1 pseudogene is annotated in these 396 nt (G+C 57.6%); it reads left to right on the top strand.

Annotation, left to right across the window (positions count from 1 at the left end):
- Window positions 1–49 precede the first annotated feature (49 nt).
- Window positions 50–396, top strand: a pseudogene (locus tag ACT3UA_RS18990) (IS3-like element ISAar44 family transposase); the annotation flags it as partial.

The raw sequence follows: 396 nt of genomic DNA, 5'->3' as shown, positions 1-396 counted from the left end.
ACCCCCGCCTCACCCCAGACAGGGCGAGAACAAGGAAACTCAGCGCACCATGAGCATCACCACCTTGAAGCAACCAGCCCCTGATGTGTCCGAGAATAGAAGCATGGATTCTTCTCCACGCCCGGACCAGCCCCGTCGCCGTACAATCAGCCCCGCTCAGAAACTTGCCTACCTTGAAGGCTATGACCAAGCCATCCAAACAAGTGAAGGCGGCAGCTACCTACGCGCCAACGGGATCTACTCCTCCCACATTGCTGAATGGCGCAAACTACGCAACGCAGGGATCCTCGACGAGCACGCCACCACAGCTCAGGGCGGAACGGCACGGACCACGAAGAGCAAACTCACCAAAGAACAAGCAGAAATCGCACGGCTGAAGAAAGAATTAGCTGCCCG

Source organism: Glutamicibacter sp. 363 (genome assembly GCF_052379505.1).
Classification (GTDB): Bacteria; Actinomycetota; Actinomycetes; order Actinomycetales; family Micrococcaceae; genus Glutamicibacter.
This window is presented reverse-complemented; position numbering and strand designations above follow the sequence as displayed.